This is a genomic window from Streptomyces sp. ADMS, from assembly GCF_033441795.1.
In the GTDB taxonomy this organism is placed as follows: domain Bacteria; phylum Actinomycetota; class Actinomycetes; order Streptomycetales; family Streptomycetaceae; genus Streptomyces.
Window position 1 is genome coordinate 72214 of sequence record NZ_JAVFVX010000008.1, and the last position, 24532, is coordinate 96745.

Annotated in this window: 14 protein-coding genes; 4 read left to right on the plus strand and 10 right to left on the minus strand. The window is 71.2% G+C overall.

Features of this window, described 5'->3' with window-relative positions; translation table 11 throughout:
* Window positions 1-11: 11 nt before the first annotated feature.
* On the minus strand, window positions 12-1583 hold the full coding sequence (gene guaA / locus RB628_RS05790; RefSeq protein WP_318319187.1) for a glutamine-hydrolyzing GMP synthase: 1572 nt from the start codon (window positions 1581-1583) through the stop codon (window positions 12-14).
* A 398-nt stretch (window positions 1584-1981) separates the two neighbouring features.
* Here guaA and RB628_RS05795 point away from each other — a divergent pair, with 398 nt between their 5' ends.
* Both RB628_RS05795 and RB628_RS05800 read left to right on the plus strand, forming a co-directional pair.
* Window positions 1982-2251, plus strand: coding sequence for a chorismate mutase (locus RB628_RS05795; RefSeq protein ID WP_318319188.1), 270 nt, complete (start codon window positions 1982-1984; stop codon window positions 2249-2251).
* A 798-nt stretch (window positions 2252-3049) separates the two neighbouring features.
* Window positions 3050-4066: an LAETG motif-containing sortase-dependent surface protein gene (locus RB628_RS05800; RefSeq protein WP_318319189.1), complete on the plus strand. Its 1017-nt coding sequence runs from the start codon at window positions 3050-3052 to the stop codon at window positions 4064-4066.
* Window positions 4067-4124: 58 nt separating this feature from the next.
* Here RB628_RS05800 and RB628_RS05805 read toward each other — a convergent pair whose 3' ends face one another.
* The 4 genes from RB628_RS05805 to RB628_RS05820 form a co-directional block, all read right to left on the minus strand.
* Window positions 4125-5975 (minus strand): GMC family oxidoreductase, encoded by a 1851-nt coding sequence (locus RB628_RS05805; RefSeq protein ID WP_318319190.1) that lies wholly within the window; start codon window positions 5973-5975, stop codon window positions 4125-4127.
* A 61-nt stretch (window positions 5976-6036) separates the two neighbouring features.
* Complete coding sequence (locus RB628_RS05810) at window positions 6037-7668, minus strand: succinic semialdehyde dehydrogenase (RefSeq protein ID WP_318319191.1); 1632 nt, start codon at window positions 7666-7668, stop codon at window positions 6037-6039.
* Window positions 7669-7867: 199 nt separating this feature from the next.
* Window positions 7868-9691, minus strand: a complete 1824-nt coding sequence (locus RB628_RS05815; RefSeq protein WP_318319192.1) for a serine/threonine-protein kinase — start codon at window positions 9689-9691, stop codon at window positions 7868-7870.
* Complete coding sequence (locus RB628_RS05820; protein ID WP_412180597.1) at window positions 9688-11163, minus strand: diacylglycerol/lipid kinase family protein; 1476 nt, start codon at window positions 11161-11163, stop codon at window positions 9688-9690. Before RB628_RS05820 ends, RB628_RS05815 begins: the two co-directional genes overlap by 4 nt.
* A 220-nt stretch (window positions 11164-11383) precedes the next feature.
* Here RB628_RS05820 and RB628_RS05825 point away from each other — a divergent pair, with 220 nt between their 5' ends.
* Complete coding sequence (locus RB628_RS05825; RefSeq protein WP_318319193.1) at window positions 11384-12340, plus strand: hypothetical protein; 957 nt, start codon at window positions 11384-11386, stop codon at window positions 12338-12340.
* Window positions 12341-12366: 26 nt separating this feature from the next.
* On the opposite strand, the gene RB628_RS05830 is transcribed toward RB628_RS05825, so the two are convergent.
* The 5 genes from RB628_RS05830 to RB628_RS05850 all read right to left on the minus strand — a co-directional run bounded on the left by RB628_RS05830 (window position 12367) and on the right by RB628_RS05850 (window position 22895).
* A complete protein-coding gene (locus RB628_RS05830) occupies window positions 12367-13995 on the minus strand; it encodes a serine/threonine-protein kinase (protein WP_318319194.1) in 1629 nt (542 codons plus the stop codon).
* Between the two features lie 109 nt (window positions 13996-14104).
* On the minus strand, window positions 14105-15703 hold the full coding sequence (locus RB628_RS05835; RefSeq protein WP_318319239.1) for a serine/threonine-protein kinase: 1599 nt from the start codon (window positions 15701-15703) through the stop codon (window positions 14105-14107).
* Window positions 15704-15832: 129 nt separating this feature from the next.
* A complete protein-coding gene (locus RB628_RS05840; RefSeq protein ID WP_318319195.1) occupies window positions 15833-18496 on the minus strand; it encodes a protein kinase domain-containing protein in 2664 nt (887 codons plus the stop codon).
* A gap of 152 nt (window positions 18497-18648) precedes the next feature.
* Window positions 18649-20811, minus strand: a complete 2163-nt coding sequence (locus tag RB628_RS05845) for a serine/threonine-protein kinase (RefSeq protein ID WP_318319196.1) — start codon at window positions 20809-20811, stop codon at window positions 18649-18651.
* Window positions 20812-21188: 377 nt separating this feature from the next.
* Window positions 21189-22895 carry a glycerol-3-phosphate dehydrogenase/oxidase gene (locus tag RB628_RS05850; RefSeq protein WP_318319197.1) on the minus strand — a complete coding sequence of 569 codons (1707 nt, stop codon included), beginning with the start codon at window positions 22893-22895 and terminating at the stop codon, window positions 21189-21191.
* A gap of 292 nt (window positions 22896-23187) precedes the next feature.
* Between RB628_RS05850 and RB628_RS05855 the strand changes: the two genes are divergently transcribed.
* A complete protein-coding gene (locus RB628_RS05855; protein ID WP_318319198.1) occupies window positions 23188-24396 on the plus strand; it encodes a nucleotide sugar dehydrogenase in 1209 nt (402 codons plus the stop codon).
* The last annotated feature ends 136 nt before the right edge of the window (window positions 24397-24532 follow it).

Genomic DNA, 24532 nt, shown 5'->3' on the forward strand with positions numbered 1-24532 from the left:
CTAGGAAGGGCTCACTCCCACTCGATGGTGCCCGGCGGCTTGCTCGTCACGTCGAGGACGACTCGGTTGACGTCCTCGACCTCGTTCGTGATGCGCGTCGAGATCTTCGCCAGGACCTCGTACGGGAGGCGGGACCAGTCGGCGGTCATCGCGTCCTCGGAGGAGACCGGACGCAGGACGATCGGGTGACCGTACGTACGGCCGTCGCCCTGTACGCCCACGCTGCGCACGTCCGCGAGCAGGACCACCGGGCACTGCCAGATGTCGCGGTCGAGGCCGGCGGCCGTCAGTTCCTCGCGGGCGATGGCGTCGGCCTCGCGGAGGAGGTCGAGGCGGTCCTTGGTGACCTCGCCGACGATCCGGATGCCGAGGCCGGGGCCGGGGAACGGCTGCCGCTGGACGATCTCCTCCGGCAGGCCCAGCTCCTGGCCGACCATCCGGACCTCGTCCTTGAAGAGCTTGCGCAGCGGCTCGATCAGCTCGAACTCGAGGTCTTCGGGCAGCCCGCCCACGTTGTGGTGGGACTTGATGTTGGCGGTGCCGGTACCGCCACCGGACTCGACCACATCGGGGTAGAGGGTGCCCTGCACCAGGAAGGCGACCTCGGGACCCTCGTCCGCGATGATCTCGGCCTGTGCCTGTTCGAAGACGCGGATGAACTCGCGCCCGATGATCTTCCGCTTCTCCTCGGGGTCGGAGACCCCGGCGAGCGCGTTCAGGAACCGCTCCTGGGCGTCGACGACCTTCAGCGTGACGCCGGTCGAGGCGACGAAGTCCTTCTCGACCTGCTCCGTCTCGCCCTTGCGCATCAGCCCGTGGTCGACGTACACGCAGGTCAGCTGGGAGCCGATGGCCTTCTGTACGAGGGCTGCGGCGACCGCCGAGTCCACGCCGCCGGAGAGGCCGCAGACGGCGCGCTTGTCGCCGACCTGCTCGCGGATGAGCGCCACCTGCTCGTCGATGACGTTGCCCGTGGTCCACGAGGGGGTCAGGCCGGCGCCCCGGTAGAGGAAGTGTTCGAGGACCTGCTGGCCGTGCGTGGAGTGCATGACCTCGGGGTGGTACTGAACCCCGTACAGCTTCTTCTCGTCGTTCTCGAAGGCGGCGACCGGGACGACGTCCGTGGACGCCGTGACCGAGAAGCCCTCGGGGGCGGCGGAGCAGGCGTCACCGTGCGACATCCACACCGACTGGTCGGCCGGGGTGCCCTCGAAGAGGGTGGAGGACGGCTTGGTGACGGTCAGCTGCGTACGGCCGTACTCGCGGGCTCCGGTGTTGTCGACCGTGCCGCCGAGGGTGGTCGCCATCAGCTGGAAGCCGTAGCACATGCCGAAGACGGGGACGCCGGCCTCGAAGAGGGCGCGGTCGACGCCGGGGGCGCCCTCCGCGTACACCGACGAGGGGCCGCCGGAGAGGATGATCGCCGCCGGGTTCCTGGCGAGCATCTCCTCGACCGGCATGGTGCTCGGCACGATCTCGCTGTAGACCCGGGCCTCGCGGACTCGGCGGGCGATGAGCTGGGCGTACTGCGCACCGAAATCGACGACCAGGACGGTGTCGGGGGCGGGGGTCGCTGCTGACACGGGGGCCTTCCGGCGGTTGGGCGGGGGTCTGTGCGGCCGATTCTACCGGGGTGACCGTGGGGCACTTTGCCGTCACTGGGGGCCGTCGCTCCCAGACCCCTGATGCGGCCCTGAACCGGGCGTCGCCCTCGGATGCCGGACGGGCTGGAGATGCCTGGGCGTGTACGCAGAAGCACCTTGGCATCGCGTAGAAGCACCGTGGCATACTGCGTCCCATGCTCACGCACCCGACCTTCCTCTTTACCTATGGCAACCGGCCCGCCGGCTGCCATGGTCGTGCTGCTTGAGCAACTGACAAGCGACTTCCCAGGCGCCCCGGGCCGACAAGGCCCGGGGCGCCTGCCGTTCCGGGTCCTGCCGGTCCGGGGCGCACCGCCCCGTCCGACAAGGAGCCCCGCATGACCGTCACCGACGCCACTGACACCGCCGCCGATGTGATCACCGGCGCACGTGAACGCATCGACGCCCTCGACGACCGGATCATCGGTCTCGTCCAGGAGCGGATGGCCGTCTCCGCAGTCGTCCAGGAGACGCGGATCGCCTCCGGCGGGCGGCGGGTGAACCTGTCCCGCGAGCTGGAGGTGCTCAGCCACTACAGCGATGCGCTGGGCAGGCCCGGCACCTCCCTCGCGATGACGTTGCTGGAGCTCTGCCGGGGTCGTATCTGAGTTCGGGCACCGCCTCACCCGTCCGGCGCGTGACCGGCGTCCGCAGCCTTCGTTGATTCCGGTGTCCGTGCCAGCCAGGGGCGGGCCCGCACAAACCACGCGTGGCTCCAGGGTTGTGACCGGACGGCAGGGGACAGCAGCCCGGTCACCCCAGAGAACGGCCGGCTCCGGGGACGCCCGGGGTCGGCCGGCAAAGCACAAGCCCAAAAAGTACAAGGCCGGGTCAAAAGGTTGCGTGCACAGCGACCTTCCAGCACGATGCAAGAACAGCCCCAAGTCCCGTAGCAGACACGTGCGTTGACTTGCGACTCCCGACCGCCATTGGTCCAGACCAAACGCGCGCCCCCCGTGCGCCAGGTTGGCGACCATGGGCACAGACCAACAACGCGGCGCAACCCCCCGGCGCCGCTCCCCCAGGCACCGGCGCTGCCCTGACGCCGGTGCTGACGGAGAAGGGCCCCGCGGCTCCGTCCCGCGGGGCCCTTCACTCCGTCCGGAGCCCGGGGCTCAGGAACGCGTGACGGTCCCGCACCTCCCGTCGTCCAGGTCGTGGCTGCCGCCAGACCGCCCCTCGGACACGAGGGATATTTCCAGGCGATCCGAAAGCGGATCCACAACCGGCCGCGATGAAACCTGGGGGCCGATCCATGTGTGATCCAGCACACATAAATTTTCTGTGAGCGAAGAGCAACCATTCACAGTTGTCACATGTCACATGTTCAGAATCAGGGGTCACATCCGTGCCCCGCGCCTGAACATTCCTGAGGTCTTGAGGTCTTGATGAAGCTTCGCCGTGCCATGGCCGCAGCAGCGGCGACGGCTGTGATAGCCCCGCTGGCCCTGCTGTCCGCGCCCGCCGCGTTCGCCGACGAGTCGCCCTCGGCCACCCCGAGCGAGACGGCCGTCACCGAGACCCCCTCGGGAACCCCGAGCGACACCGTGTCGGCGACGCCCTCGGACCCGGCCCCGTCCGACACCGGCCTGCCGTCCGACGCGCCGTCCTCCAGCGTCTCGCCGAGCGCGAGCACGAGCGAGTCCTCCTCGTCCTCCCCGTCCGTGTCCCCGTCCCCCTCGGTCTCCGCCGAGCCGAGCGAGGAGCCGACGGACCCCGACGTCCCGTTCTGCGAGGACCTCGACGAGAACTACGGCGACGCCCAGGTGTCGGCCGGCATCAAGGGCCTGCCGGGCAAGATCGTCGCGGGCGACGGCTTCCACGCCTTCGAGCTGGTCGTCACCAACGAGTCGAAGACCGACCTCAAGGGCGTCGCCTTCTACGCCGAGATCGAGAACTACGAGCTCGACGAGGCGAAGTTCCTGAGCCCGTACGTCGACCTGGAGTTCAAGAACCCCGAGACCGGCAGCTGGGACCGCATCGGCGACGACGAGTGGGCCGGCGACTACTTCTTCTACCTCGACAAGCTGAAGGCCAAGTCGAGCGAGTCCGTGGACCTGCGCGTCAGCATCGACGAGCAGGCCCCCGCGGGCGACGCCTACTCCTTCGGCTCCGGCGCGTACATCGACAACGTCGACGGCCAGGACTGCATCGCCGAGGGCTGGGCCCAGTACGACTTCGAGGTGCTGAAGGCCGGCTCCTCGAACACCGACCCGGGTACGGCCACGCCGAGCGACAGCGGCTCCAAGGACTCGGTCCAGAAGCCCCAGGGCAACGTCTCCGACCTGCCGACCGGCAACCTCGCTGACACCGGCTCCAGTTCGGCTCTGCCGATGATCGGCCTCGTCGGCGGTGTCGCCGTCGTCGCCGGTGCGGGTGCGGTGTTCGCGATGCGGCGCCGGAAGGCGGGCACGGAGGCGTAAGCCTCCGGCAAGGACAAGAGAAGGACCTGCGCTCGGAGGGGGGCGCGGGTCCTTCTCTTTACTTTCCCTCGTTACCCGCGGCCCTTACCGCCGGCATCCCCAGGAACGGCAGCCGCAGCGCGCCGAACGCCTCCGCCGGGACCGCCGGCGCCTTCGGCTCCACCGGCTTCAGACGCTCGTACGCGGCGCCCTGGGCCGGACGCGGGTCCGCCTCGCCGTTGTTCGGCCAGTACGACATCGCACGCTCGGCCTGGGCGGTGATCGTGAGGGACGGGTTGACGCCCAGGTTCGCGGAGACCGCGGCGCCGTCGACCACGGAGATGCCGGAGTGGCCGTACAGACGGTGGTACGGGTCGATCACGCCCGTCTCCCGTGAGTCGCCGATCGGACAGCCGCCGAGGAAGTGGGCGGTCAGCGGCATGCCCATCAGTTCGCCCACGTTGCTGCCGGCGAAGCCGTTGATCTCCGCGGCGATCGCCGACGCGCTCTCCGTCGCCGCCCTGATCTGCTTGGGGTTGGGGGAGCCATGACCCTGACGAGCCGTCAGAAGACCTCTGCCCGCGCCCTTCGGTTTCAGATAGGTGGTCAGGGAGTTGTCCAGGGACTGCATCACCAGGCCGATGATGGTCCGTTCCGACCAGTGACGGTTGGAGATCGAGCGCAGCACCAGGAGAGGGTGACGGGCCGCGTTCGCCAGCCAGCCCAGGGCTCTGGACGACCCTTCCGCGTACGGGACCTGGAGGATCGACAGGCCGCCCATCGAGTTCGAGCCCTTGCCGTAGCGGACCGGTTCGATGTGGGTGTACTCGTCGGGGTGGATCGAGGACGTGATGGCGACTCCGCGCGTGAAGTCGGCCTTCGCCTGGCCGGTCGCCTTGCGATAGCGGCGGTCGTTGGTCTGGGCGCCGACCAGCGCCTCCGAGTTGGTACGGGTCAGTTCGCCCAACCGATCGGAGAGGTACGGCAGTTGACCGCCGGCCTTCATCCGGTGCAGCAGGGTCTGGGTGCCGTAGGTGCCGGCCGCGAGGACCACACGGCGGGCCGTGAAGGTACGCCCCTCGCCCTTCCCCTTCCCGCTCTTCCCCTTCCCGCCCCTCCTCCTCGCGCCTTTCCTCTGCGCGTCCGTCGGGAGCGTCGCCACCGCGTAGCCGCCGCGCGAGTCGTCCGTGACGGACAGGGCCGTCGTCAGGGGGTGGACGACCGCGCCCGCCTTCTCGGCCAGGTGGAGATAGTTCTCGTTGAGGGTGTTCTTCGCGCCGTGCCGGCAGCCCGTCATGCACTCACCGCACTCGGTGCACGCCTTGCGCGCGGGCCCGGCACCGCCGAAGTACGGGTCCGGAGCCTCCTCCCCCGGCGCCGCCCGCACTCCGCCCTCCGCGTCCTCGCCGTCACCGAAGAACACGCCGACCGGCGCCAGATGGAAGGTGTCGCCGACACCCATCCGCTCGGCCGCCGCCTTCAGATGGACGTCGGACGGGGTCATCGTCGGGTTGAGGCGTACGCCGAGCATGCGCCGGGCCTGGTCGTAGTAGGGGCGGAGCTCCTCCTGCCAGTCCGTGATGTCACGCCACTGGGGGTCCTCGAAGAACGGCTTCGGCGGTACGTAGAGGGTGTTGGCGTAGTTCAGCGAACCACCGCCGACACCCGCGCCCGCCAGCACCATCACGTTGCCCAGCAGATGGATGCGCTGGATGCCGTACATACCGAGCCTGGGAGCCCACAGGTAGTTCTTCAGGTCCCAGGAGTTCCTGGGAAGCGTGTCGCGCGTGAAGCGGCGGCCCGCCTCCAGTACGCCGACCCGGTACCCCTTCTCGGTCAGGCGCAGGGCGGTGACGGAGCCGCCGAAGCCGGAACCGACGACGAGGACGTCGTAGTCATAGTCGTCCTCGTGATCGCTGTCGTACGACACTTGCTCTCCTCGTTGAGAACAGAACTCTTGCTCGGCGCACAGCCGTTGACACAGGTGGGTCTCAGCGCAGCCTCAGTGCCTTCATCACCCTGAGGCTCCTGCTCATGAACTCCGCGTACTTCTCGTCGTCCATGCCCAGGGCCGGGGCCATCGGCAGCAGGCGCTGCTGGGCGATCGTCTGGGCCTCGGTGTACTTGAGGATGCCCTCGGAGCCGTGGCGGCGGCCGAGGCCCGAGTCCTTCATGCCGCCCATGGGGGACTGGACGCTGCCGTACGCGGACGCGTAACCCTCGTTGACGTTGACCGTGCCGCAGCGCACGCGGGCCGCGACGGCTCGGCCACGGGCGGCGCTCTTCGACCAGACCGAGGAGTTCAGGCCGTACGGCGTGGAGTTGGCGAGGTCCACCGCCTCGTCGTCCGTTGTGAAGCGGTAGATCGAGACGACCGGGCCGAACGTCTCCTCCGAGCAGACGGCCATCGGGGGCTCGACGCCGTCGAGGATGGTCGGCTCGTAGAAGTACGGGCCGATGTCGGGGCGGGCGGTGCCGCCCGCGAGGATCTTCGCGCCCTTCGCGACCGCCTCGTCGACGTGCTTCGTCACCGTCTCCAACTGGCGTTCGCCGACCAGCGAGCCCATGTCGGCGCCGTACGCCAGGGATTTGCCGAGCCGCATCGCCTTCGTACGGGCCACGAAACGCTCCACGAACGCGTCCGCGATCGACTGGTGGACGTACAACCGCTCGATGGAGATGCAGAGTTGACCGGCGGAGGAGAAGCAGGCCCGGACCGCGCCCGCCGCCGCCTTCTCGACGTCGGCGTCCTCCAGGACCAACATGGCGTTCTTGCCGCCGAGTTCGAGCGACACGCCGACCAGGCGCGCGGCGGCGCCCTGCGCGACCTCACGGCCGGTGCGGGTGGAGCCGGTGAAGGAGACGTAGTCGGCGTGCTTGACGACCTCGGGGCCGATGACCGGGCCCTCGCCGAGGACGACCTGGAAGACATCTGCGGGCAGACCGGCCTCAATGAGCAGGTCCCTGGCCCAGAGGGCCGTCAGGCAGGTCTCCGTGTCCGGCTTCATCACGACCGCGTTGCCCGCGACGAAGGCCGGTATCGCGTCGCCGACGGACAGTTCCAGCGGGTAGTTCCAGGGGGCGATCTGGCCGACCACCCCACGCGGGTGGCGCAGTTCGGTGACCTTGGTGAGGGTGGGCATCGCGCCCGCGTGCCGCTTCGGCTTGAGGTAGCGGGGGGCCGTGCGGCCGTAGTGACGGGCGGCCACGGCGACGGCCTGGACCTCCTCGTGTGCGTGCAGGCGGGCCTTGCCGGTCTCCAGCTGGATGAGGTCGAGGACCTCCGCCTGGCGTTCCAGCACCAGGTCGTGGAAGCGGAGCAGCACGGCGGCGCGCTGTCGTACCGGGGTCTGCTCCCAGACCGCCTGGGCCACGCGGGCCCGCTCGTACGCCTTCTCCACGTCCTCGGGGGTGGACTCGGGCAGGTCTGCCAGCTTCTCGCCGGTGAACGGGGTGTGGTTGGCGGTACGACCGGAGCCGACGACACCCTTGGTGAGCTGGGCGATCAGCTCGGGCGTCACCACGTCGGCGGCGGTGCGGGCGCCTGTGGGCGCGGGTGCCAGGGGGTTCGTACCGGTGGGGGCGTCTGTGCCGGGCTTTACCGGGGCCTGCGAGTCCGTCATGAGCCGCAGGGTATGACGGCTCGGAGGCTTTGGGTACCCATGGGTAACCCGGATTCACCGACTACGCACATCAGGCCGGCATACCGCCAGTGAGCGCTGGCAACGAATCCGCTGATCAGGGCGTTGGCCATCCCTGTGCGCACGGAGGGGACAGCGGGATGAATCACCTCTCGCTCACCCCTCACTCACCCCTCGCTCACTACTGCTCGATTTCGAGCCGGTCGCGCGCCCCCTTGAAGACCTCGGTCCCCCGCTTCTCGTCCGGTGTCCCCTTGGGCATGTCGACGCGCAGTTCGTACAGCCGGCTGTCGTCGGTCAGGATCATGATCTGCATGACCCGGACGAGCCTGCCCTCGGTGTCGTACGTGGTGTCGGCCTGGACGGCCTCGTAGCCGTCGAAGGTCGTGTTGGTGTACTGGGTGCTCGACTGCCCGTACCCGGCCCAGGTCTCGGCCGCCTTCTCCGCCTGGCCCATGGGCGAGCGGGGTGCCTTGTCCCACAGGGTGAGTCGCACCTGGACGACCCCGTCGTTGTCGTAGAGCGCCATCCGCGGCTGGTCGTCGGCGTCACCCTGCTCGTGGAAGCGGACGTACTGGCGGGGCAGGGCGAGGACCGCCCTCAGATCCTTCTCGTCATGGTCCAGCCAGTTGTCGAGGGTGGGCAGTGCCCCGGTCGTCGCGGGGACGGGGGTCGGGGCGCCGCTCACCCGCTCTCCCACGGCGGCCTCACTGCTGTCGCTGGTCTCGACGAGCACACCCTGGAACAGCCCGCCCACGGCTACGAGGACCACGGCACCGGCCAGGAGCGCGAGGGCGGTACGCAGGGGGCGCCGACGCCGCGCCGGCTTGGGAGCGGACAGCGAGGCGGCACGGGTCTCGGCGGAGGGCTCGGGCGCGGGAGGGGCGGGCAGCGAGGTGCCGGGTACGGGAGTCTCGTGCACCGGGGTGCCCGGTGCGGGTGTCCCCGGCGACTCGTGCAGCGAGGTGCCGGGTACAGGAGTCTCGTGCACCGGGGTGCCCGGTGCGGGTGTCTCCGGCGCGGACTCGGGTGCGGCGCCGGCCCCGCGCAGCTGTACCGTCCCCCGGTCGTCCGTCAACTCCCGCATACTGGAGGCGTCCTGAGCCTCCGTCACCTCGCCACGCTCCGGTGTCCGCGGCAGCGGCCAGCCCTTGGCCACCGCCTCCAGGCCCGCGCTAACCGCGTCGGCGCCGGGGCGCTCAGCGGGGTCCTTCGCCAGCAGCCGCACGAGCAACGGGCCGAGTGGGCCCGCCTGTTGGGGCTGGGGCGGCTCGGCGGCGAGGATCGCGGCGAGCGTGGACTCCAGGGTCGTACGGCGGAAGGGGGACCAGCCCTCGACGGCCGCGTACAGGAGTACGCCGAGCGACCACAGGTCGGAGGCGGGGCCGGCGCCCCGGCCCGACATGCGCTCGGGTGCGATGAATTCGAGGGAGCCGACGAACTCCCCGCTCATCGTGAGGGATTCCTCGCCCATGATGTGGGCGATGCCGAAGTCGGTGAGGACGACCCGGCCGTGCGGGCCGATCAGGACGTTGGCGGGTTTCACGTCCCGGTGGACGATCCCGACGGAGTGCGCGGCGCGCAGCGCCCCGACCACGGCGAGGCCGATGCGCGCGGACTCGGCGGGCTTGAGGGCGCCGCGCTGAAGCATCTCGTGCAGCGACTCGCCGCGCACCAACTCCATGACGATCCAGGGAAGTCCGTCCTCGACGACGACATCGTGGACGGAGACGGCCGAGGGATGGTCGACGCGCGCGGCGGCCCGCGCCTCCCGGTGGAGACGGTGGGCGATGCGCTGACGGGCGGCGTCCCGCGGGTCGCCGGGCAGCCTCGGCTGCTTGACGGCGACCTCACGCTCGACGAGTTCGTCCTGGGCCCGCCACACGGTGCCCATGCCACCGGAGCCGATGCGCTCGGCCAGCCGGTACCGGCCACCGACCAGCCGGCCCTCGTCGCCCTTGCTCCCCCCGCCCCTGCCGGCCCCGTCTTCCCCGCCGTTGCTCATGTGCCATCCCTACCGTGCGGGGCGGACGCTTGTCGACGCCGGTTCAGGGCGTCCGTCGTACGACGGGGCAGTGCCGTACGTCCCACCGTCGCCGCCAGTTTGCGCAGCCGCCGCCAGTCCATGGGGGGCGTCGGCGCGGGAACCCCGGGCCGGTGACGGGGTACGCGGACGCGCAGGGCGCCCGGTTCGACGCGGCAGCGGACGGGGGTGGGCAGGACGAGGGCCTCGCCGTCGAGGCCGACCTCGATCTCGGGCAGGTCGGCCTCGACGACGACCTCGTGGGCGGTGACGACGGTCAGGCCGGTGGCGTACCGGCCGAGCAGCAGTTCGGCGGCCTGGGCCGCGTCCTCGACCTTGATGCCCAGCACCCCCAGGATGCCTGCGTCCAGGCTCTCGCGGCGACCGAGGCCGACCAGGTCGTCCATGCGGTAGCGGTTGTTGCTGACCAGCACGGCCTGCGGCGCGTGGATGACGGTCTCCCCCGGCTGCTTCCGTGCCTGCGGGTAGGCCCGTGCGGTCAGTGTCGGGCCGCGCTCGAAGGTGAGCAGCTCGGGCAGCAGGTCCAGGGTGGTGCCGACCTTGTCGTCTCGGTAGGCGGGGCTCTGCACGATCGAGGCGTACGCGCCGAAGGAGGCGTTGTTGACGAAGGGGCGGCTGTCCGCCGTACCGCCACCGCTGTCGAGGAAGCCCAGGTCCACCTTCACCTCAACCCCGCCCGCGTTCGTGAGGGCGTCGAGGCAGGCCGCCGGGTCGTCCCGGTCGAGGCCGAGGTCCATGGCGAAGTGGTTGCGCGTACCGGCGGACACGACGAGGAAGGGCAGGCCGTGTTCGGCGGCGACGCCCGCGACGAGGGCCTGGGTGCCGTCGCCGCCGGCCACGCCGAGCAGATCCGCGCCGGACGCGACCGCCGCCCGGGCCAGGGCGACGACGTCCTCGGGCTCCGGCTTGTCGGTGTCCAGCAGATGGACGCGGGCGCCGAGCCGCTCCGCCTTCTCGCGCAGCCGGAAGCGCTCGACCTTTCCGCCGCCGGAACGCGGGTTCATGAGGAGGAAGGGCCGGACGGGCGCGGGCGACTCGTACTCGCGGACCGGTACGACATGGGACTTGGTGCTGCTCAGCGCGAACTTTCCGGCCCACAGGGCGACGCCCCACAGGACGAGGGACGCCAGCGCCGGCCCCAGCAGGTTGGCGGCGGCGAAGAGGGCGACGACGGCGACGGGGGTGGCGACGGCCAGGACTGCCCCCACACCCCGCACGAGGCCGCGCCGGGCGAGCGCCCACCACAGGGCGGAGGCGGTGAGCACGGCGCCACCCGCGCCGACCAGCGCGAGCAGCAGGCTGCCCATGCCCGCGTATCCGATCGGCAGCAGTACGGCCAGCCCGGCCGCTCCGAGCGCACCGCGCGCCGCCCATCGTTGCCGGGCGTGCGCACGCCCGAACAACTCGTTGCCCACGCCGGTACTCATGTCCATGTCGACGTTTTAGCAGAGTTCGCAATCCGCCCGTACACGGAAGGAACAAAGCGGGCATTCAAGGGTGACCCGGCTCACCCCGCCGAGCAGGATGATCACGGCGCTCTTACCTTGAAGACACGATCGGGTCACGGTATCTTCACGAGCCAGTCGCCACGTATACCAGATAACGGCGCGCGCATTCGCACTTCACACTTCACACTTATTGGAGAACGTGACGATGACCGTGCCCGAAACAGCTTCTCCGAGACGGCGCGAAACAGAGATACCCGAAACAGAGGTACGGCATCACGTCTCGCGGGCCGAACTGCGCGGCACCCGGGTGCGGCTGGCCGGGTACGCGTATCTGCACCGGGTGGAGACGCACGAGGTCACCACCGAACTCGTCCTGCGCGAGCGGGAGACGGGAACGGAGTACCGGCTGCCCGTCACCCACACCGTGTCCCCGTGCCTGGGCGCCGACGAGGACGAGGGGCGGTACTCGTACGAGAAGGCCGGGTTCGAGGCGGCCTTCGACATAGACACCGTCGCCGGCGGATCGCCCCTCGACGACGGGCTGTGGGACATATCCCTCTCCGTCGGAGCCCAGGGGCTCGCACGCGAGGTGCGCATAGGCAGCAGACGGGCGGACCGGCTGCCCGGCCGTCCGGACGTACGGATCACGGAGACCGTACGCGGTCGGCGTGCCGTCACCCTCTACACCACCGTCCCGTACGGCAACTACACGATCGACCTCGGCGAGCGGAAGCACCCTGTGCTGAAGCGCCTCGCCTTCGGCGACATCCGCTGGCACGCCGGCCGGCCGACCGAGCTGCTGATAACGGGCCGCTGCACGCTCGGCGCGTACCCGCGCGGGGCACTGACCGTGCATCTGCGCAACGAGGACGCGGAGGGCGCCACGGCGGTGTTTCCCGCCGTACGGCCCGCGCACGGCGAGCAGTTCACCGTCCATGTGCCCGTGACCGAGCTGGCGCCGGGAGTGTGGAGCGGCGAACTCCGGCTCGGAGAAAGAGTGTTGCCCCTGCCCCAGCCGCCGAAGAAGTTGGGTGCGGCCAAGTGGTGGCGCCGGAGCGGGCTTTGGTACGCGAAGCCGGTTTCCCGTTCCGGTGGCGGTTTCGCCCTGAGGGTGGGAAGAACCGGAAAGGCGGGACTTGTCAGGGCGGCAGTCGGTCTCTGAATTCGCCGCCGCCATCGCTTTTCCGGTCACACACCTGGGGTGAACGTGTCCAGGGCGACATCGAAATACTCCTTCGCCATCCGCAGTTTGCCGACGGGTGCCGACACCCACACGTCGTACATCCGCCCGCCCTCTTCCCAGCACAGGTCGTACGTGTGCCGGGGTCCCTCGGCCGCGCTGAAGCCGTCCCAGGTGAACTCCCAGAGGGCGGCGACCTGTTGGCCGTGCACGGTCTCGGTGACCCGGCCGTCGCGGTAGCCCGGGTTCGAGGACGGCCCCGCCGCGTCCGCCCGCCTCATCACCGCGAGCGGGCCGCCCGGTTCGGGGTCGACGACCCTGACGCCGAGCCGGAAGGTCTCCCCGGGCGACAGATAGAAGACGCGCTCCCCCTGCTCGGTACGCGTGAAGTCGTCCCGGACGGCGAGCGAGAAGCCACGGGGATCGTGCGCGAGGCGGTAGCCGGAGGGAGCGGTCCGTGAAGAACGGGAGGGCGCGGTCGTACCGGGCGACACCGTCGCCCCCGCAGTGCCCGACACCGCCGCTGTCGCCGTCGCCGTGCTCCCCGGCGCGCCGCCTCCGCCCTCCCCCGAGTTCATCAGCAGCGCCGCCGCCGAGACCCCCGCCCCGGCAAGCGCCGCGACCAGCACCGCGGCAACGAGCACGGAGCGCCCGGCGGGCCGCGCCGGCTTGTCCGCCGTACGCGCGGCGTCCATACGGGACGCAGCCGTACGGCGGGAGGCTGTCGGCGTCGCGTCCCGGCCGGGTTCCTCCCGCCGGTCCTGGTGCCGGGCCGGCGAGTACCCGGCCGACAGCTTCGGCGTACGCCCGGTCGCCCGGAACGCCCGCAGCATCCGCTCCGCCTCCGCCGCGTCCAGGCGCCGCTCGGGATCGCGTTCGAGGAGCCCCCGTACGACGGGCAGAAGCGGCGCGGCCTGCGCCGGTGGCCGTACCTCGTCCATCACGACGGCGTGCAGGATGCCGCCCAACGAGTCGCGCCGGAACGGCGATTCGCCGCTGAGCGCCGTGCAGAGCAGCGCGCCGAGCGACCACAGGTCGGACTCCGGCCCGGTCCTGATCCCCGACATCCGCTCGGGGGCGGTGTACTCGGGCGAGCCGACGAAGGAGCCGCTCTCGGTGAGCGTGGTCGCGCCCTCTACCTGGGCGATACCGAAGTCGGTGAGGACGATCCGGTCGGTGGAGTCCTCCATCAGCACGTTCGCGGGCTTGATGTCCCGGTGCAGGACCCCGGCGGCATGGGCCGTGCCCAGGGCGCCGAGCAGCGCGATGCCGATCCGGGCGGCTTCCTCGGCGTCGACGGGGCCGTCCCGGGAGATCCGGTCGGCGAGCGAGTCGCCGTCGGTCAACTCCATGACGATGTACGGGCGCTGGTCGTCCTCGACGACATCGTGCACGACGATGATGTGCGGGTGGCGCAACTGGGCGACCGCGCGCGCCTCGCGCAGGGTGCGGTCGCGCCGCAGCCGGGCCTCGTCCGCCGAGAGGGAGGTGTCCTGCGTCAGTTCCTTGACCGCGACCCGTCGTTCGAGCAGCTGGTCGGTCGCCCGCCAGACGACACCCATGCCGCCCCGGCCGAGCCTCGCCTCCAGGCGGTACCGCCCGGCGATCACACGGAAGCTGTCCCCCTCGGTCCCCATGAGCCTCATCATGCCGCACCGGAGAACGGGGCTCCGAGGCGGTGAGCAGCGGATGACCGACAACCGCCGTACCAGGGCGGCTGCCTGCGGGGAGCAACGGGGAACGGGGTCAGCCGGAGTTCGGGCGCCACCCCCGCAGCACCGTTGTGAACTGTTCGCGTACGGTCGCCCAGTCGGCCGCCGGAGCGGACATGTAGATCAGGTACTCGGTTCCGTCCCGGTCGAGATAGGCCTGCTCGACGGCCCGCCGCAGGCCGGGAAACTCCGAGTCCTTCGCCAGGGCGGTCCAGGTGAAGTCCCAGAGTGCGCCCTTGCGGTCGCGGTAGACGTTCGACTCCAGGCTCACCCTCTGGTACCCGCTGAGCCGCTTGAGCTGCTGCTCCAGGTCGAGCAGGTGCAGGTAGGGGTCGTCGAAGTCCGGGGACTCGTCGATGGCGATACGGAGGAAGTGCTTTCCGCCGTCGGGCGTGTAGTCGATCTGGTCGTTCTCGACCTTCCGCGTCCACCCCTCGGGCAGCGAGAGGCTGAAACCGGCCGGATCGTCGACACGCACCCAGCCCTTCGGCACGTCGGAGGCGGTGGCAGCGGCGGAGGGAGTGGCAGTGACGGACGGAGAGACCGGGGCGGCGGAACCGGCGTTCCGCGCCCCCGGGTTCCACTGGTGCAGCGCGAGCGCCCCGCCCCCGCCGAGGAGCACGACCAGCGCGGCGACGAGGACGGTACGGCCCCGGCGGCGTGGCCGGCCCGGGGCAGAACCGACGACGGTCCCCTGATGCGGCGTGGGTGAGCCGGCTGTCGCCCCGCCTATCCGGAAGGTCCCGACCTCCCCCAGCCCGGGCGCCCGCATCGACCCGGCGTGAAGCGTCGGCACATACTGCTCGGCCGAGCGGGGCCGTCGCCCCTCCGCCGCCTCCGCGAGCATCTGCTCGGCCTCGGCCGCCGCGGGCCGTACGGCGGGATCCTTGAGGAGCAGGGCCTTGATGACGGGCGCGAGCGGACCGGCGTACCGCGGCTCGGCGGGCTCGTCCTCGACGACCGCCTGCATGGTGGTCAGCGGTGAGGTACGCCGGAACGGGGACCGGCCCTCGACGGCCGTGTACAGCGTGGCGCCGAGCGCCCACAGGTCGGAGGACGGACCCGGGTCCTCGCCGCGCAGCCGCTCCGGGGCGAGGTAGTCGACCGACCCGACGATCTCTCCCGTACGGGTGATGTTGGTGTCCCCGTCGACCTGGGCTATGCCGAAGTCGGTGAGCAGGACGCGGCCGTCCTGGGAGAGGAGAACGTTGCCGGGCTTGACGTCCCGGTGCAGTACGCCGGCGGCGTGCGCGGCGGTCAGCGCGCGCAGCACCCACAGTCCGATCCTGGCGGCCTCGCGCGGCTCGACGCGCCCGGCCTCCTTGACCGCGTCGGCCAGCGAGTTGCCCTCGACGAGTTCCATCACGATCCAGGGCCGGCCGTCGTGGTCGAGTACGTCGTGCAGGGTGACGACGGCGGAGTGGTTGATCCGCGCCGCCGCGCGCGCCTCGGCCCGGGTGCGGGCGAGCAACACGGCCTTCTCGCTCTCGGACACGTACAGCGCGGCCGTCAACTCCTTGACGGCGACGGCACGGTGCAGCAGTTCGTCGTGCGCACGCCACACCCGGCCCATGCCACCGCTGCCGATGACGTCGACGAGCCGGTAGCGGCCCGCGAGGAGCAGGCCCTGCATCTGATTCACGTTTCCCCGCAATGGTCTTGGCAGGGGCAAGACTAGGGAGCGCCCTCGCCGGAGGGAACCACAGGGGTGCCTACGGGGACAGCACTGTGACGGTTCTGCCCAGCGGGCGGAACCCCGTGGTCAGCCGGTGAACCGGTAGGTGGCCGCCGCCTGCTCGTACAGACGGGTCACCTCGTCCCGCTCGGCCTCCGGCCCGCGCAACTGGACCACGTGATAGCGCCCGTCGACGACTATCGCGAGATTGCGTACGAACACCTCGCTGCCGGAGCTGTTCTGCCAGGTGAACTGCCCCTCTGCCATGGTCCGTCCGCCCACCTCGATGGTCCGCATCCCGCTGGACGTGGCCCAGGTCGAGTCGCGGAAGGGCTGCAGCTCGTACTCCCGCTCCCGCTGGTACGCCATCGGATCGGCGCCGTACGCCTGCGTGGTGTCCCGGCCCGGTACGACGATGAGCTGGAACGAGCCGTGCGAGTACACGACTTGGCCGCGCCCGTTCTTGGCCGCCCGGTCCCAGCCGTTGGCGACGGCGACACGGAAGCCCTCCGGGTCGGTGCGCACGGTGAATCCGGCGGCGGCATCGGGCCCGGAGGGCTCCTGCGTCTCGGACGAACCGGTCGACGGGGAGGCGCTGTTGTCGTTCCCGCTGCCGGGCGAGGTCTGCTCGGGCCGCGGTTCGCTGCTCGCGTCCGGGTTGTCGGCCGACTGCTCCGGCGCCGCGCTCGCCTCTCCGGCGGAACCGGTCCGGTCCCCGCTCTGCGCTCCGCTGCTGCCGGCCTTCGGCATGAAGTACATGGCGTACGCGATCGCCGCGGCCAGTGCGAGCAGTATCAGGAGGAGCAGGTTGCGGCCCAGTTTGCGCGGCGCCCGCTGTTCCTTCCTGGCCCGCTTGTGCCGGCCGTGCGGACCGGTCGCGGGCAAGCCCGCCCGGCGCCTGCGCACCAGCTCGCCGCGGCGCCGCACGATCGGCAGGCGGCGCGGATCGGTGGGCGGCGCGGCGACGATGTGCACGCCGGCCTCAGGCTCCGGCGCCGACCGGACTAGGGAGCGCAGCCAGCCGTTCAACTCCTCGACGTCGAGCCGCTCGGTGGGGTCCTGGCGCAGCAGCGACTCCACGACGGGCCTCAGCGGCCCGCACTCCTCGGCGAAGGCGGGCGGCTCGGCACACACCAGCTGCACCAGCTCCGCCGTCGACTCCTCCGGGTAGGGCGCATGCCCCTGTACGGCCCTGAAGAGCAGCGCGCCGAGCGCCCACAGGTCGGTCGCGGGCCCGATGGGCGCGGCGAGCTGCCAGTTCTCGTGCACGGGACCGGCCTGCTCGGGCGCCCATCGCTCGGTCACCGCCCCGACGACGGCCATCCGTGCCTGGCGCGCCCGCTCGGCGGCCAGCGCGGTGGCGGGCCCCCGCCTGGGGGCATCGGCGACCGCCGTGCCGCCCCAGCGGCCCGGGGGCCGGCCGGGAACACGGTCGGCCGGCGGGGGCTGGTCCTGGGGGTGGGCGTGAGTGGGCGGCCAGGGCTGCTGCCGCGGAACACTGTCGGCGACCCCGCCCGTCGCGGCGCCGTGTCCCCCGGCGGGGAGAGCGGTACGTGCTTGTCCGGCGTGCCCGACCTGCCCCGTAAACCCGGCGGCGGGGCCGGCTGCACCGTTCCAGGCGGTCGCGGGTCGCACGCCGTAGGGGTCGGCGATCTGCCCCGGAGGCGGAGTGGCCGGGACCCGTTCCACTCCGGTGCCGTGCGCACCCACACCGGCGCCACCGGCCGCCTCGACCGAAGGCCGGGCGCCGGGCAGCGCGGTGCGCCCGCTCTGCTCGGCCTCCTGCACCCGGGCCGCGGCCCGGGCTCCCGCCCGATACGCGGCGATCGCCCCGGCCCGCGCCGCCCGGATGTCCCCGCCGGTCTCCAACGCGCGCCGCTCGCCCCCGGCGGAGCCTCCGCTGCTCTCATCGACTCCGGCCCCGGGCACCCCGCCACTGGTCCGCGCCTCGATGGCCGCACGCCGGGCAGCCTCGGGATCGACTGCGGCATCCCCGGCGAACGTCCCCCCGGAAACCCCGTGACCCCCACCCCCACCGGGATGCCCCGCACCGGTACCCGGAGCGCCAACTGCCGCGCCGCCTATGGCCTTCGCGTCCCCCAACGCCTCGGCAGCCCCCGGCCCGTCCCGGCCGGGTACCGGGTCGTACCCGCACAGCGCCTCTTCCGCCGCCCCGGCCGCCAGCCCTGTGAGCATCACTCGCCCGTCGTCGCAGACCAGCACCGTGCGCTCGGTGATGTTGCGGTGCACCCAGCCGTGGGCGTGCAGCACCCGCAGGGCCATGAGGACGTCGGCGGCGACCTCGGCCGCCCGGTACGGCGTCAGCGGCTTCTCGGCGAGCAGCGACTCCAGCGACCGGGCCGGCACCAGTTCACTCACTATCCACAGCGAACCGCCCTGCGCGAACACGTCGAAAACCTGGTCGAGCCGTGGGTGATCGGGGATGGACGCGGCGGCCTGCGCGGCCTCGATGGCACGCCGTACAGCCGGATCGCTGGGCCGTCGGGTGGCCGTTGACCGCGCGGCAGCGCCTCGCGCCCGCCGCCCGTCCCGCGCCACGAACCCGTCCGGCAGCCCGTCCGAGTCGAGTACCTCGGCCTCGACGACCTCGGGCAACGGAACCTGCCTGACCAGTACTTCCTGCCCGCTGTAGGTGTCGAAGGCCCGGATCTCCGCCTGCTCGAACTCATCGGACGGCGTCAGCGGCAGGCGATAGCGGTCGGCGAGTACCCGCCCCGCGTATTCCTCCACAGCGCCTCCCCCGGCCGCCCGGCTGCTCAATTCCGTTCGCCTTACGTCCCGTTCTGCATGCGTACGGTCCGCAACCACTCACGATACGTGCCGGAGGCAACTCGCAAAGAGGGGATCCGAGATCTCACGGCCTCAACTCGGAACCGCGCACATCACGATTGCGGCTCGAACGTCTCCGTGAACGTCCGCCATGTCTCCTTGCGCAGCTCACTGTCCCAATTGGACGCCTTCGCCGTGTACATGAGCGCATGCCCGAGTTGGTCGTTGACGACGAACCCCCGGTCCACCGACCGGTACTTCGTCCCGCCCTCGGCGTAGGTGAACTCCCAGTCGGCCGTGTTCCAGCCGCGGTAGTCCACCTTTTCTATTCGGATCCTGTCGTACTGCGAACGCGTCATGTACTGCTCCTGGGTCTTCCAGTCCGCCACGGGATCATCCTTGGGCGTGGTGGTCCATCCGACGAGCAGCTTCTGTCCGTCGGGCCCCGCGAAGCGGGCTCCCGCGGCCCCCGTGGACTCGTACTTCCACCCGGCGGGCAGTCCGATGGAGAACCCCTGCGCGCTCTTGTACGGGGACACGCGCGCGGACCCGCCGGACTCGCTCGCCGTCGCACTGGGCGAGTTCTTCGATCCCGATCCCGTGCCCGAACCGGTGCCCGACTCCCCGCCCGCCGTGGCGTCGGCGCTCTGCCCGCCGTCCGTACGGGTGTCGTCGTCCTTGTCCTCCTTGGTTTCCGCGGAGGCGGACGCCGTGGACGTCGCCTTGGCCCCGCCGCCCTTCGCCCCGTCGGCGGAACTGCCGGTGGAGCCGTCGCCTCCGAGGAGGATGGCCAGCACCACGCCGAGCACGATGACCGCGACGACCACCGCGATGATCACCAGCGTCCGCTTGGGCACCACATCGGTGAGGGACGCCCTGGGCACGGACCGGGGCGGCAGATCCGGCGGCGGCACCACAGGCCACCCCGAACTCCGCCCGCCGGTACCGGAGTCACCCGTCTGGGCCCCATTTTCGCGAGCCTGGCCGTCCCGAGCCCCGGGAACAACGGCCCCCTGAGCAGTGCCTCCGGCCTGCTTCCCGGACTCCTCCGCACCACCACTCTTCGCGGCCTCGCTCGCCACCCCGGCGGAGGCCACGCTCCCGGAAGCCGCACTCCTGGAAGCCGCAGCGCCCGTACCAGCCCCGGCAGACCCGGCGGAGTCGGCGGAGTCGGCGGAGTCGGCGGACTTCGTACGGACCGCCGCCGCCCCGGCGCCCGCCGCGACGGCCGCCTTCTTCACGGACCGGAACGCCCCGCGGAGCCGTTCGCCGGCCTCCTCGCCCCGCTTGCCCCCGGAGCCCGCGTCGGCCGGACTCGCGCTCTCCGCGCCCTTGTCCGCCCGCTTGCCCTTGCCGGGGAGGGGCGGCAACGGCACCACCTTCGTGGCGTCCATCGGCTCCGGCTCGGACTGCTTGGGCTCGGGACTGTGGATCACCGCGTTGAGCATCGTGCGCGCACCGGCGTCGTCGAGCCGCTTGGCGGGATCCTTGGTGAGCAGCCCGTAGATCACTTCCTTCAGCGGCCCCGCGTTCTTCGGCTCCTCCAGCTGTTCCGTCATCACGGCGGTCAGCGTCGCGATCGCGGACCCCTTGTCGTACGGCGGCACACCCTCGACCGACGCGTACAGCAGGCCGCCGAGCGACCAGAGGTCGGCGGCCGGGCCGGGCTTGTGGCCTCGGGCCCGCTCCGGCGAGATGTAGGAGGGCGCGCCGACGAGCATGCCGGTCGAGGTGATCGACGGGTCGCCCTCGACCTGCGCGATACCGAAGTCGGTGAGGACGACCCGGCCGTCCTCGGAGATCAGCACGTTCGACGGCTTCACATCTCGGTGCAGGATCCCCTCGCGGTGCGCGGACCTGAGCACGTCGAGGATCGCGAGGCCCACCTCTGCCGCGCGCTGCGGCTCCAGCAGCCCGTCCTCACGGATGACCTCGGCGAGCGACTTGCCCTCGACGAGCTCCATGACGATCCACGGCCGGTCGTCCTCCTCGACCACGTCGAAGACGGTCACGGCACTGTTGTTGCGGATCCGCGCGATCGCCTTGGCCTCGCGCAGCGTCCGCGTGATCAGCCGCCGCTTCTCGTCCTCGTCGATGCTCCCCGGGAACCGCAGCTCCTTGACGGCGACGGTCCGGCCCAGGGTTTCGTCCTCCGCGCGCCATACGGTGCCCATGCCGCCGCGGCCGAGGACTCCTCCCAGCCGGTACCGCCCGGCGAGGAGACGCTCGCTCTTGTCCTGACGGGATGATGCTCCCGCCCGCTCCGCCTCCGACATGCGTCCCCTCATGCAACCCGCCCTGACAGAGCCTCCATTGTCCCTCACCCGACAACCGGCCGACGCCCCGGGTGCCTCTCGGGACGGACGGCGGCCCGTGGGAAGGGAGAGCGCGTGAAGCCCACGCTCTGCCGTCCCACCTGCTGTGAGTCCCTCCTCACTCTCCGAACGAACCCGGACGCGAACGCGGACCCCGATCTCGAACCGGCCCCACCCGCCGCCGAGTTCTGCCCCCGCACCCGTAGAACGGACGGGTGCCGAGCGAAGATCCCAGCTCACGACACCCGTTCGAGTGACGTTCAGGAATTCGACAGGAACGGCTGGGAGGTCGCCGGAAGTTCGAAGTCGGAGGTTCGACGGCAGAAGTCGCCGAGGCGTCAGAGCGGGGCGATGTCCGGCGCACCCAGCCGCGCCGCGTCCGCCGTCAGGTCGTCCGGCTGGCGCTGCGACTCGCGCTCCGCCTCGACCCGCTTGTCGTAGTGCTCGACCTCGCGCTCGATCTGGTCCTTGTCCCAGCCGAGGACGGGCGCCATCAGCTCCGCCGCCTCACGGGCGCTGCGCGTCCCCCGGTCGAACGTCTCGATCGAGATCCGGGTCCGCCGTGTCAGCACGTCGTCCAGGTGCCGCGCGCCCTCGTGCGAGGCGGCGTACACGATCTCCGCCCGCAGATAGTCCTCCGCCGACTGCAGTGGCTCGCCGAGCGTGGGGTCCGCCGCGATCAGATCGAGAACCTCCTGCGCCAGTGAGCCGTATCGATTCAGCAGGTGCTCCACACGCACCACATGGAGGCCGGTGCGCGCGGCTGTCCGCGCCCGCGCGTTCCACAGCGCGCGATAGCCCTCGGCCCCCAGCAGCGGCACGTCCTCCGTCACGCACTCGGCGACCCGCTGGTCGAGCCCGTGCACCGCCGCGTCGACCGCGTCCTTCGCCATCACCCGGTACGTCGTGTACTTGCCGCCCGCCACGACCACGAGCCCCGGCACCGGATGCGCCACCGTGTGTTCGCGGGACAGCTTGCTGGTGGCGTCGGACTCGCCGGCGAGCAGGGGCCGCAGGCCCGCGTACACGCCCTGGACGTCGTCCCTCGTCAGCGGCACCGCGAGCACCGAGTTCACGCGCTCCAGCAGATAGTCGATGTCGGCGCTGGACGCCGCCGGGTGGGCCTTGTCGAGGTCCCAGTCGGTGTCCGTCGTCCCGACGATCCAGTGCCGGCCCCACGGGATCACGAACAGCACGGACTTCTCGGTGCGCAGGATCAGCCCGGTCGTCGAGTGGATCCGGTCCTTGGGCACGACCAGATGGATGCCCTTGGACGCCCGGACGTGGAACTGGCCGCGCTCGCCGACCATCCCCTGAGTGTCGTCGGTCCACACCCCCGTGGCGTTGACGATCTGCCGGGCGCGGATCTCGTACTCCCCGCCGCCCTCGACGTCCCGCACCCGCGCTCCGACGACGCGCTCGCCCTCCCGCAGAAACCCGGTCACCCGCGCACGGTTGGCGACTTTCGCACCGTATGCCGCGGCCGTGCGCACCAGGGTGGCCACATAGCGGGCGTCGTCCATCTGAGCGTCGTAGTACTGCAACGCTCCGACCAGCGAGTCCTTCTTCAAGGCGGGCGCGACACGCAGGGCGTGACGGCGGCTCAGGTGGCGGTGCACAGGCAGGCCCCGCCCGTGCCCGCGGGCCATCGACATCGCGTCGTAGAGCGCGACGCCCGCCCCCGCGTACAGCCGCTCCCAGCCCTGGCGCTGAAGCGGGTACAGAAACGGCACCGGCTTCACCAGGTGCGGTGCGAGCCGTTCCAACAACAGTCCGCGTTCCTTCAACGCCTCCCGCACGAGGGCGAAGTCGAGCATCTCCAGATAGCGCAGGCCACCGTGGACCAGCTTGCTGGACCTGCTCGACGTGCCCGACGCCCAGTCACGGGCTTCCACCAGCCCCGTGGCCAGACCGCGGGTCACGGAGTCGAGCGCGGTGCCCGCACCGACCACGCCGGCGCCCACGACCAGCACGTCCAGCTCACGCTCGGCCATTGCTGCCAGTGACTCGGCGCGCTGCGCCGGTCCCAGTGCCACTGTCCTCATCGCTGCCTCCCGCTGTCGGTCGCGCCGGCCGTCCCGTACGGCCGGCTGATGGTGTAGCCGTACGGTTGCGCCTGCCCGAATCCCCTGCCCGAATTCTGACCGGGTTGCCCGACTTCGGCCACCACCCGCCCCCAGCCTGTGGACAACCCTCACAGAAACACCTGTGGAAACTCGCCCACCCAATCCCGCATATCGGTCATATTTACTCCTAGTCTGACATTGCGCTCGCTCGTCCAGTCCACAGGGCTTGCGCACCTGTCCTGCTTCGGCTACTGGGAAGGACGGCCCACGCATGCCCGCAGACCTCGCCGTCATCGGACTCGGACATCTCGGCCTGCCGCTGGCCCAGGCCGCCGTCGCCGCCGGCATCCCCACCCTCGGGTACAAGACCGGCCCCGAGGCCGGTTCCCTCACCGCCGCCGAACTGCGCCGGATGATCTCCAGAGGCTTCCGGACGGCCGCCGGTCCCGCCGAACTCGGCCGGGTACGCACCGCCGTCATCTGCGCGCCCACCCCGCGCGGCGCCGACGGAACCCTGGACCTGAGCCAGGTGGAGGCAGCCGCCCGCACCCTCGCCGCCTGCCTGCGCCCGCACACCACGGTGATCCTCGAGTCACCCGTACACCCGGGTACCACGGAGGAATTCCTGCGCCCCCTCCTCGAAGAGGGCTCCGGACTGCGGGCGGGCCGCGACTTCCACCTCGCCTACTCGCCCAGCCGTGTCGACCCCGGCAACCGCGACTTCACTCCCGCCAACACTCCGAAGGTCATCGGCGGCCTCACCCCCACCTGCACCGAGTCGGCCGCCGCCTTCTACGGCCGGCTCACCGACAAGGTGGTACGCGCGCGTGGACCACGGGAAGCGGAGACCGTGCAACTCCTGGAGAACAACTTCCGGCACGTCAACATCGCCCTCGTCAACGAGATGGCCGTCCTCTGCCACGACCTGGGCGTCGACCTGTGGGACGTCATCCGCTGCGCGGAGACCAAGCCGTTCGGCTTCCAGGCCTTCCGCCCAGGACCGGGCGTCGGCGGCCACGCCACTCCCCAGGACCTGCGGGGCCAGGCCGGCCGCACCCTGCGCATGGTGGAACTCGCCCAGCAGGTCAACAACCACATGCCCCAGTACGTCATCCAGCGCGCGGCCACACTCCTGAACGAGCACGGCAAGTCAGCCCGGGGCGCCCGCGTACTGCTCCTGGGCGTCACCTACAAGCCCGACCTCGCCGACCAGCAGGGCTCCCCCGCCCAGGAGATCGCGATGCGCCTGATGGAACTGGGCGCCTCCGTCAGCTACCACGACCCCCACGTCCCGTCCTGGAGCGTCCTGGACCGCCCCCTCCCGCGCGCGGACTCCTTCTACGAGGCGGCGGCCGACGCCGACCTGACGATCCTCCTCCAGCAACACCGCACGTACGACCTGCAGGGGCTGTCGGTGAAGGCGCAGCTGTTGCTGGACACGCGGGGGGCGACGCCTACGGGGGCGGCGCATCGGTTGTGAAGGGGGCGCGTGCAGGTGGCTGCGCCTCCGGGGCTGGTGGCGCGGGGGACGCTTGCGTCGGTAGCGTACGAAGGGGAGGCCATCGCAGCCGGGAGCGCTTTACTGCGGCGGGCTCCTGAATGGTTTACGGGTGTCC